Origin of the sequence: Streptomyces sp. CNQ085 (assembly GCF_022614595.1) — a bacterium.
Classification (GTDB): domain Bacteria; phylum Actinomycetota; class Actinomycetes; order Streptomycetales; family Streptomycetaceae; genus Streptomyces.
Genome location: NZ_JAJFAU010000145.1, coordinates 2,298 through 12,471, shown reverse-complemented (window position 1 = coordinate 12,471; position 10,174 = coordinate 2,298). Strand labels below are relative to the sequence as shown.

The 10,174-nt window shown below is 74.0% G+C and carries 7 protein-coding genes and 1 pseudogene; 7 read left to right on the top strand and 1 reads right to left on the bottom strand.

What is annotated here, in order from left to right; all coding sequences use genetic code 11:
* Nucleotides 1-125 precede the first annotated feature (125 nt).
* On the top strand, nucleotides 126-2,468 hold the full coding sequence (locus LJ221_RS20140; protein WP_374228515.1) for a xanthine dehydrogenase family protein molybdopterin-binding subunit: 2,343 nt from the start codon (nucleotides 126-128) through the stop codon (nucleotides 2,466-2,468).
* Nucleotides 2,469-2,549: 81 nt separating this feature from the next.
* Here LJ221_RS20140 and LJ221_RS20135 read toward each other — a convergent pair whose 3' ends face one another.
* A complete protein-coding gene (locus LJ221_RS20135; protein WP_241718131.1) occupies nucleotides 2,550-3,809 on the bottom strand; it encodes a PP2C family protein-serine/threonine phosphatase in 1,260 nt (419 codons plus the stop codon).
* Nucleotides 3,810-4,211: 402 nt separating this feature from the next.
* Here LJ221_RS20135 and LJ221_RS20130 point away from each other — a divergent pair, with 402 nt between their 5' ends.
* The 6 genes and pseudogenes from LJ221_RS20130 to LJ221_RS20105 all read left to right on the top strand — a co-directional run bounded on the left by LJ221_RS20130 (nucleotide 4,212) and on the right by LJ221_RS20105 (nucleotide 10,109).
* Entirely contained in the window at nucleotides 4,212-5,618 is a 1,407-nt protein-coding gene (locus LJ221_RS20130; RefSeq protein ID WP_241718132.1) for an MFS transporter, read from the top strand.
* 115 nt (nucleotides 5,619-5,733) lie between these two features.
* A complete protein-coding gene (locus LJ221_RS24025) occupies nucleotides 5,734-5,859 on the top strand; it encodes a hypothetical protein (RefSeq protein ID WP_374228514.1) in 126 nt (41 codons plus the stop codon).
* Nucleotides 5,856-6,247, top strand: a pseudogene (locus LJ221_RS20120) (type II toxin-antitoxin system death-on-curing family toxin). Before LJ221_RS24025 ends, LJ221_RS20120 begins: the two are co-directional and overlap by 4 nt.
* Before the next feature lie 107 nt (nucleotides 6,248-6,354).
* Nucleotides 6,355-8,145: a DEAD/DEAH box helicase gene (locus tag LJ221_RS20115; protein WP_241718129.1), complete on the top strand. Its 1,791-nt coding sequence runs from the start codon at nucleotides 6,355-6,357 to the stop codon at nucleotides 8,143-8,145.
* A gap of 441 nt (nucleotides 8,146-8,586) precedes the next feature.
* Nucleotides 8,587-9,231, top strand: coding sequence for an IclR family transcriptional regulator (locus tag LJ221_RS20110; RefSeq protein ID WP_241718128.1), 645 nt, complete (start codon nucleotides 8,587-8,589; stop codon nucleotides 9,229-9,231).
* Nucleotides 9,232-9,296: 65 nt separating this feature from the next.
* Nucleotides 9,297-10,109, top strand: a complete 813-nt coding sequence (locus tag LJ221_RS20105; RefSeq protein WP_241718127.1) for a S16 family serine protease — start codon at nucleotides 9,297-9,299, stop codon at nucleotides 10,107-10,109.
* Nucleotides 10,110-10,174: the final 65 nt, after the last annotated feature.

The window sequence follows — 10,174 nt, the reverse complement described above, 5'->3', positions numbered from 1 at the left end:
GCCGGAGGCCGCCGCGCCGGCGACGGCGGCGAACGGGGCGAAGGCCCCCGCATCCACATCCCGCACCAGGCCGGACCGGCCTCGGGCCGCACCCACCACGACCCGCCGCAGGACGGAGGCGCGCAGTGAGCAGAGATGCGGTGACCGCCACCTTGGCCGGAGGAGTGCCTCCCACCGGTACGGCCGCGGGGGACGAGGCCGAGCGGACGCGGCACGGACTCGGTGCCTCGCTCCAGCCCGCCGACGCGCTCGCCAAGGTCCAGGGGACCTTCCCCTATGCCGCCGACCTGTGGGCCGAGGGGCTGCTGTGGGCCGCGGTGCTGCGCTCCCCGCACCCGCGCGCCCGCATCCTGTCCATCGACACCGCGCCGGCCGCCGAGATGCCCGGGGTGCGGTCCGTCATCACCCACGAGGACGTGCCGGGCGACGCCACCCACGGCCGGCGGGTGGCCGACCGGCCCGCCTTCGCCCGCGACACGGTGCGCCACCACGGCGAGCCCATCGCCGCCGTCGCGGCCGACCACCCCGACACCGCGCGGCTGGCCGCCGCCGCCATCGCGGTCGAGTACGAGGTCCTGGAACCGGTCACCGATCCGGAGAAGGCATTCGAGGCCGAGCCGATCCACCCCGACGGCAACCTGATCCGGCACATCCCCCTGCGCTACGGCGACGAGTCCGCCACCGGGGAGGTGGTCGTCGAGGGCCTGTACCGCATCGGCCGCCAGGATCCCGCTCCCATCGGCGCCGAGGCCGCCCTCGCAGTGCCGCGCGCCGACGGCGGGGTGGAGATCTACACCGCCTCCACCGACCCGCACACCGACCGGGACCGGGCCGCCGCCTGCTTCGGACTCAGCCCCGAGCAGGTCAAGGTGGTCGTCACCGGTGTCCCCGGAGCCGCGGCCGACCGCGAGGACCTGAGTGCGCAGCTCCCGCTCGGCCTGCTGGCGATGAGGACGGGCTGCCCGGTCAAGCTCACGGCCAGCCGCGAGGAGTCCTTCCTCGGCCACGCCCACCGCCACCCCACCCTGCTGCGCTACCGCCACCACGCCGACTCCGAGGGCCGGCTGCTCAAGGTCGAGGCGCAGATACTGCTGGACGCCGGCGCCTACGCCGACGACTCCGCCGACGCGCTGGCCGCCGCCGTCTCCTTCGCGGCCGGCCCGTACGTGGTGCCGCACGCCGCGATCGACGGCTGGGCCGTGCGCACCAACAACCCCCCGTCGGGCCATGTGCGCGGCGAGGGCGCGATGCAGGTGTGCGCCGCGTACGAGGGCCAGATGGACAAGCTCGCCGCCAGGCTGGGCATGGACCCGGTCGAGCTGCGGATGCGCAACGTCATGGCCACCGGCGATCTGCTGCCCACCGGGCAGACCGTCACCTGCCCCGCTCCCGTGGCCGAACTGCTGCACGCGGTGCGTCAGGCGCCCCTGCCTCCGCTGCCCGTCGAGGGCGAGGACGGCGCCCCGGGCCCGGAGGAGTGGCTGCTGCCCGGCGGCCCCGAGGGCGCCGGCGACCCGGGCGCGGTACGCCGCGGGATCGGCTTCGCGCTGGGCATGGTCCACATGCTGGGGGCGGAGGGAGCCGACGAGGTCTCCACGGCCACCGTGAAGGTCGACGGCCCCGTCGCCACGGTGATGTGCGCGGCCGTGGAGACGGGCCAGGGCTTCTCCACCCTCGCCCGGCAGATCGTCCAGGAGGTCCTCGGCGTCGAGGAGGTGCACGTCGTCTCCGTCGACACCGACCAGCCCCCGGCCGGACCGGGCGCGCGCGGGCGCCACACCTGGGTCTCGGGCGGCGCGGTGGAACGGGCCGCCAAGATGGTCCGCACCCAGCTCCTCCAGCCGCTGGCCGCGAAGTTCGGGATGTCCACAGAGCTGCTGACCGTCGCGGACGGGAAGATCACCTCCTACGACGGAGTGCTCAGCACCACCGTCGCCGAGGCGCTGGAGGGCAAGGAGCTGTGGGCCACCGCCCAGTGCCGCCCCCACCCCACCGAGCCGCTGGACGACACCGGTCAGGGCGACGCCTTCGTCAGCCTGGCCTTCGCCGCCGTCCGGGCCGTGGTGGACGTGGACGTGGAGCTGGGCACGGTCCGGGTGGTGGAGATGGCCGTGGCCCAGGACGTGGGCCGGGTCCTCAACCCCCAGCAGCTGCGCGCCCGGATCGAGGCGGGCGTCACCCAGGGCGTCGGCGCGGCCCTCACCGAGCATCTGAGGGTCTCGCGCGGTGTGGTGCGCCACCCCGACCTGACGGCCTATCCGCTGCCGACCGCGCTGGACGTCCCGGACATCCAGATCGTGAAGCTGGTCGAGGAGCGGGACGTGGTCGCGCCCTTCGGGGCGAAGTCGGTCAGCGCGGTGCCGGTGGTGGTCTCCCCGGCGGCGGTGGCGGCGGCGGTGCGCGCGGCGACCGGCCGCCCGGTCAACCGGCTGCCGATCCGCCCGCAGGCCGCGGTGGCCGGCCCGTGACCTCCCGCAGGCCCCCGTCCTGTCGGCCCGTACTGTCCGCCTGTCCGGAGCCCCGCCCTGTTCCCCCGCTCCCGGCCCTGCTCAGTTCCGGGGGCGGGGGAACAGGGCGGGGGATGCCTGGGTGAGGCTGGCGCCGGTGTGCGCGTCGCGGCGCACCGGCTCGGGGCCGTACCAGTCCAGGCACATCACGGTCGCGTCGTCCTTCAGCTCGCCCCTGTTGGCGTCCAGGACGGCCATGGTCAGGATCTGGGTCGCCTCGCGGGGATGGAGCCCCTGGGTGTCCTTGAGCAGAGCGGGCAGGTCGACGAGCCGGGAGCGGCGGTCCAGCATCCCGTCGGTGAGGATGACCAGCCGGTCGCCCGGCCGCAGCTCCGTCTCCTGCACCTCGTACGGGCGCCGCGTCTGGACCCCGAAGGGCAGGTTCACCCGCAGCCCGACCTCCTCCACCCGGCCGTCCCGCAGCCGCAGGGGCCAGGGGTGGCCCGCGTTGACGAGCGTGATCCGGCCCTCGCGCAGGCCCACCCGCAGCAGCAGCCCCGTCGCCATGGCGCCGCCGCTGTGGTCGAGCATGGCCTGGTGGGCCCGCCGCGCCTGCTCGGTCAGGTCGCAGCCCGCGCGGCGCGCGCCCCGCAGGGCGCCGACCAGCAGGGTGGCGAGCATGGCGGCGTTCACCTCGTGGCCCATGGCGTCGGTGACGGACAGGTGCAGGGTGTCGCGGTCCAGGGCGTAGTCGAAGGTGTCGCCGCCGACGTTGCCCGCCGGCTCCAGCGCCCCGGCCACAGCGAACTGCGCGGCCTCGCACGACAGGGAGGAGGGCAGCAGATTGTGCTGGATCTCGGCGGCCAGGCTGAGCGGGGCGGTCCGCTGCCCCCACTGGTAGAGATCGGTGAAGCGCTGGTTGGCGATGACGATGTAGGCCAGCGTGTGCGCGGCCCGGCTGATCTCCCGCAGCGTTCTGCGGTCCGGGTCCGCCGGGACACGCACCTCCAGCAGGCCGATGGAGTCCCCGCGATTGGTGACCGGGGCGATCACCCGCTGCCCGCCGTCCCCGTCGACGGAGTCCGCCAGCCGCAGCCGCTGGGTGCGGATCACATCGCCGTAGACGGTCCCGAACAGCGGAACGGTCTCCGTGCTCTCGCCCGCCCCCACCTCTCCCGCCGTGCTCATCCGCACCACCGACTGCCGTGCCAGGTCGGTGATGAGGAACGACACCGAGGTCGCGCCGAAGCGCCGCTTGAGCTCCCGGGCCACCACGTCGACGGACTCCACCGGCGACGCGGCCTCCGCCGCCGCCAGGATCCCCGTGCGGGTGCCCCGTTCGGTGTCGTACTCGACCGTCATCGTCAACTCCCCTCGCCGGAACGCGCTCGTTCCGGGCCGTCGTGGGCGCGCTCCGGACCTCCACCCCGGACTCCGCACCTGTCAAGGTCCGCTTCCGTGCCTTCTGTGGTCCGTATGCCCCGGCTTTCGGTTTCAGTGCGTGCGGCGGTCGCGGGGCGGGCCGTGTGCGCGCCGCCCGAGCGGCCGGACCGCCCGGGAAGGTACTTCCTCCGACCGATGGAGGACTCCTCCCGAGGACCTGGATCCGGAAGACGAGCCGGTCAAAGCCTTGCGACAGGTGCCAGTGTCGGTGACGGGCCTTACTGTGAGCACATGACCGCACTCGACGACGAGCTCGACGGCCCCTCGGGCGCAGACCTCGGCGCAGTGGCCCCCATCACCTCCGTCCTCACTCCGGTGCCCATGCCCGAGGCGGATGGCGGAGTGCTGGGCCGCGCCTACCGGGCGCTGACCCTGGGCATCGTCTCCGTCGTCCTCCTCATCGCCTTCGAGGCGACCGCCGTCGGCACGGCCATGCCCGTGGCGGCCGACCGGCTCGACGGGGTGTCGCTGTACGCCTTCGCCTTCTCCGCGTACTTCACCACCAGCCTGCTGGGCATGGTCGCCGCCGGCCAGTGGTGCGACCGCGGCGGGCCGACGGCCCCGCTGGCCGCCGGGATCGGGGCCTTCGCCACCGGGCTGCTGCTGTCGGGCACGGCGGCGCAGATGTGGGTCTTCGTCCTCGGCCGCGCGGTGCAGGGCGTCGGCGGCGGGCTGGTGATCGTCGCGCTGTACGTCACCGTCAGCCGTGCCTACCCCGAGCGGCTGCGGCCCACGGTGATGGCCGCCTTCGCGGCCTCCTGGGTGATCCCGGCCGTCGTCGGGCCGCTGATCGCCGGCACGGTCACCGAGCAGCTCGGCTGGCGCTGGGTGTTCCTGGGCATTCCCGCCCTGGCCGTCCTGCCCATCGCGGCCATGCTGCCGCCTCTGCGGCGGGCCGCCTCGGGGCCACCGCCCGGCGGGGCGAGGCCGCTGGACAGGCGGCTGATGCGGCTGGCGGTGGCGGTGTCGCTGGGGGCCGGACTGCTCCAGTACGCCGGCCAGGACCCGCGCTGGGTCTCCCTGGTCCCCGCCGCGGCCGGCGCGGCCCTGATGGTCCCGGGCGCACTCGGACTGCTGCCGCGCGGTACGTTCCGCGCCGCGCGCGGGCTGCCGACGGTGGTGCTGATGCGCGGCATCGCGGCGGGGGCGTTCATCGTCGCGGAGAGCTTCGTGCCGCTGATGCTGGTGAGCCAGCGCGGGCTGTCGGTGACGATGGCCGGCCTCTCCCTCGCGGCGGGCGGCGCGACCTGGGCGCTGGGCTCCTTCCTCCAGTCCCGGCCGTTCGCCGAGGCGCACCGGGAACGGCTGGTGCGGTACGGCATGGTGCTGGTGACGGCGGGGATCGCGGCCACACCGATGGTGCTGCTGGAGTCCGTGCCGGTGTGGACGGCGGCGGTCGCGCAGGCGGTGGGCTGCTTCGGGATGGGCGTGGTGATCTCGTCCACGAGCGTGCTGCTGCTGAAGCTGTCCAAGCCGGACGAGGCGGGCGCCAACTCCGCCGCCCTCCAGCTGAGCGACGGACTGTCCAACATCGTGCTGCTCGCCGCCTGCGGCGCGCTCTTCGCGGGACTGGGCGGCGGCGCGGTGTCGGCGGCGCACGGCGCGGAGGAGGCGGCGGGCGCCGTCTCGGCCTCCCACCCGGCGGCGTTCGTGGCGGTCTACCTCCCGGCGGCGGCGGTCGCCCTGGCGGGCGCCCTGGTGGCGGGGCGGCTGCGGGCGGAGAGGTAGTCGGTACCAAAGGGGTGTCACCCGATGGTGCCGTTCTGGCATGGCCATGAATCTCCGCCTCGACAATGACCGCACCGAAGCTCTCAGGAGGCAGGCTGGGCTGGAAGGGCGCGGCATGCATGCCATAGTGCTCCGAGCGGTGGACGGCTACCTGGCGCGGAACGCACGTGAGGCCATGGTCCGCGAGACGGCGAAGCGGGAAGCGGCCAAGTGGCACGAGCTCATGGAGCGGCTCAGGTGACCTTCTTCCACCTCACGGCCGAGGAGGTCCTGGCCGTTGCCGAGCACGCGTGCGGCGACATGTGTGTGGTGGTACGCGACATCGGGCTGCTCGAGTCGGCGGCGCACCGCCCCTCGGCTTCGATGTTCGGGACCGAGGCGTGTGCGGACCTGTTCGACAAAGCGGCCGCGCTCCTTCAGTCCCTGGCGATCGCCCCCCGCTCGCCGACGGCGACAAGCGGACGGTGTGACTGTCGTGCGTGACCTTCCTGTCGCTGAACGGGGAGCGGCCGCGCCCCGACATCGGCGCCGCGGAGGAGTTGGTGATCGCGGTGGCGACCGGGGAGCTTGAGGCTGTCAAGTTGACCGGCGAGCGGCTGCGCCTGCTCCGGGACACCGGCGATCTGTGACGTGGACCGCACCCCGGTCCGCCGTCCGGGATGTCACCCGGATGGCGGACCGGGCGCCCCGGTAGTCTGACGCGGTTGCCGATCGCCGACCCAGTTCAGCGGAGACCGTGACTACCACGACCACGTCCCAACACCTCTCGCCCGCGTTCCCCGGCCGCGCCCCTTGGGGCACGGCGGGCAAGCTGCGCGCCTGGCAGCAGGCCGCGATGGACTCGTACATCGAGAAGCAGCCGCGCGACTTCCTCGCCGTCGCGACCCCGGGCGCCGGAAAGACGACCTTCGCCCTCACCCTGGCCTCCTGGCTGCTGCACCACCACGTCGTCCAGCAGGTGACGGTCGTCGCGCCGACCGAGCACCTGAAGAAGCAGTGGGCCGAGGCGGCGGCGAGAGTGGGCGTCAAACTGGACCCCGAGTACAGCGCGGGCCCGCTGGGCCGGGAGTACCACGGAGTGGCGGTGACCTACGCCGGCGTCGGGGTGCGCCCGATGCTGCACCGCAACCGCTGCGAGCAGCGCAAGACGCTGGTCATCCTGGACGAGATCCACCACGCCGGCGACACCCGCTCCTGGGGCGAGGCGTGCTTCGAGGCCTTCGAGCCGGCCACCCGCCGCCTGGCCCTGACCGGTACACCCTTCCGCTCGGACACCAACCCCATCCCGTTCGTCGCCTACGCCGAGGACGGCGAGGGGATCCGCCGCTCGGTGGCCGACTACACCTACGGCTACGGCAAGGCGCTGGACGACGGCGTCGTGCGCCCGGTGATCTTCCTGTCCTACAGCGGCAACATGCGCTGGCGCAGCAAGGCGGGCGACGAGCTGGAGGCCAGGCTCGGCGAGCCGATGACCAAGGACGCGATCTCCCAGGCGTGGCGCACCGCGCTCGACCCGCGCGGTGACTGGATGCCCAGTGTGCTGCGCGCGGCCGACACCCGGCTGTCGGAGGTCCGCAAGGCGATCCCGGACGCGGGCGGGCTGGTGATCGCCGCCGACCAGGACTCGGCGCGCGCCTACGCCGGGCTGATCCGCGAGATCACCGGCAGCGCCGCGACCGTCGTGCTCTCCGACGACGCCGGCGCCTCCGGGCGGATCGATGAGTTCAGCCGGAGCGACGACCGCTGGATGGTGGCGGTGCGCATGGTGTCCGAGGGCGTGGATGTCCCCCGCCTGGCGGTCGGGGTCTACGCCACGACCATCTCCACGCCGCTGTTCTTCGCCCAGGCCGTCGGCCGCTTCGTGCGCTCCCGGCGGCGCGGCGAGACCGCCTCGGTCTTCCTGCCGACCATCCCCATGCTGCTGGGCTTCGCGCACGAGATGGAGGTCGAGCGCGACCACGTCCTGGACAAGCCCAAGAAGGGCGGGGAGGACGCCGACCCGTACGCGGAGGAGACCGACCTCCTCAAGGAGGCCGAGCGGCAGCAGGACGAGGACACCGGCGAGCAGGACCAGCTGCCCTTCGAGGCACTGGAGTCGGACGCGGTCTTCGACCGGGTGATGTACGACGGCGCCGAGTTCGGGATGCAGGCCCACCCCGGCAGCGAGGAGGAGCAGGACTACCTGGGCATCCCCGGACTGCTGGAACCGGACCAGGTGCAGATGCTGCTCCAGAAGCGGCAGGCGCGGCAGATCGCGCACAGTCGCCGCAGGCCGGACGCCGAGGCCGACCTGCTGGAGACGCCCGCCGAGAAACGCCCGGTGGTCACGCACAAGGAGATGCTGGAGATGCGCCGGCAGCTCAACTCGCTGGTCGGTGCGTACTCCCACCAGAGCGGCAAGCCGCACGGGGTGGTCCACACCGAGCTGCGCCGGGTCTGCGGCGGCCCGCCCACCGCCGAGGCGACGGCCGGGCAGCTTCAGCAGCGGATCGCCAAGGTGCGCGAATGGGCCACCCGGATGCGGTGACGCCGGCGGAGCACGGAAGAGGACGCGCGGGGGCGCGGACGCGATCGCGTCCGCGCCCCCCCCCCCCCCCCCCCCCCCCCCCCCCCCGTCCCGTACCGCCCGTTAGGCGCCATGAGCGCCGATGTGTGCGTCTGTGCGCTGTGCGCATGGATGTGGGAGCGTGTGCACGCCCGGCCCGCGCCGCTGTGACCTGCTGCTGTACGCAATGCGGATAAACCAGGCCACTCGCGCTCGGATTCTGGACAGAGTCTTCCGGACGGCGGACGGGATCGCTAGGTTCGCGTCACGCACACGCCCCGTGGCTCCGTCGCCTCGGAGCGCAGCCGGTGCGGCCCGCCAAGCGACCGGCGGCTCGCAGGGAACAGCACACGCGCTGCCGACGGGACCGGCGGCGCACCTCCCGGAGCGAAGTCGTCGGCACACAACCGAGGAGGGGGCGTCGTGACCGCGGAGACATCTCAGACGCTCGACCGGGGACTGCGCGTCCTCAAGCTGCTCGCCGACACCGACCACGGCCTGACCGTCACCGAGCTCTCCGTCAGGCTCGGGGTCAACCGGACGGTCGTCTACCGACTGCTCGCCACGCTGGAACAGCACTCCCTGGTACGCCGGGACCTGGGCGGCCGGGCCCGTGTCGGGCTCGGGGTACTCAGGCTGGGCCGGCAGGTCCACCCGCTGGTGCGCGAGGCGGCCCTGCCGGCGCTGCGGGCGCTGGCCGATGACGTGGGCGCCACCGCGCACCTGACGCTGGTCGACGGCAACGAGGCCCTGGCCGTCGCGGTCGTCGAGCCGACCTGGACCGACTACCACGTCGCCTACCGCACCGGCTTCCGTCATCCGCTCGACAAGGGCGCGGCGGGGCGCGCGATCCTGGCCGGGCGTCGCCCGGGCCCGGAACTGGAGGAGGGCTGCGTCCTCACCCGCGGTGAGCTGGAGGCCGGCGCCTGCGGCGCCGCCGCCCCGCTGCTGGGCGTGAACGGCATCGAGGGCAGCGTCGGCGTGGTGATGCTGTCGGACTCGGTGCCGCGGAAGGTGGGGCCCCGTGTGGCGCAGGCGGCTCAGGACGTCGCCGACTTCCTCCGCTAGCGGCTCTAGCGGCTCGGCTCCGCCCGACTCCGCGCTCGGAGCGGCGGTGAACTAGATTCGCACCCATGCCGGCACTGTCCTCCCGTGTGTCCTCCCGTACCCGGGTCCTCGCGATCTGCGGGACGCTCGTCGCGGCGCTGCTCGCGGTCGCCGCGCTCGCCCCGCTGCCGTTCTCGGTCGCCCAGCCCGGGGTCACCGCGGACGTCCTGGGCGAGTACCGGGGCAGGCAGGTCATCACCGTCGACGGGGCCGGCGACCCAGGCGGCGGCGATCCCGGGGCGGGCGGGCCGGAGGGCCGACTGCTGGCGACCACCATCGCGGCGACGGCACCGGACACGACCGTGCGGCTGGCCGACGTGGTGGACGCCTGGTTCGACACCGACCGCGCCGTGATGCCGCGCGACTCGGTCTACCCGGTCGGCGACGACGCCGAGGAGATCGAGGAGCACACCACCGCCCAGATGGAGGAGTCGCAGACGGAGGCGGTGGCGGCCGCGCTGCGCCGGCTGGGCATGTCCGAGGACGAGGTGGAGGTCGAACTGCGGCTCGCGGATGTCGGCGGCCCCAGTGCCGGGCTGGTGTTCGCCCTCGGAGTCGTCGACGAGATCGACGACGGCGACCTCACCGGCGGCCGTACGATCGCCGGCACCGGCACCATCACCGCACGCGGCGAGGTCGGGCCGGTCGGCGGCGTCCCCCTCAAGACCCAGGCGGCGGCGCGCGACGGTGCCACCGTCTTCCTGGTACCCGAGGCGGAGTGCGACGACGCGCGGACCGAACTTCCCGAGGGTATGCGCCTGGTACCCGTCACCACCCTGGAGGGCGCGCTGAAGGCGCTGAGGGCCCTGCGGGACGGCGGACGCGTACCGAGCTGCTGAACCGGGGGCCGCGGAGAGGCCCCCGCGCCCCGCGGGGTGAGGACGGAGACGGGCCGCGGGGGGGG

Bases quoted from the DNA above. Each gene is read 5' to 3' on its own strand.
- LJ221_RS20135 (WP_241718131.1), bottom strand. From the start codon at position 3,809: ATGACGGTCGAGTACGACACCGAACGGGGCACCCGCACGGGGATCCTG.
- LJ221_RS20130 (WP_241718132.1), top strand. From the start codon at position 4,212: ATGCCCGAGGCGGATGGCGGAGTGCTGGGCCGCGCCTACCGGGCGCTG.
- LJ221_RS20105 (WP_241718127.1), top strand. From the start codon at position 9,297: ATGCCGGCACTGTCCTCCCGTGTGTCCTCCCGTACCCGGGTCCTCGCG.
- LJ221_RS24025 (WP_374228514.1), top strand. From the start codon at position 5,734: ATGCATGCCATAGTGCTCCGAGCGGTGGACGGCTACCTGGCGCGGAAC.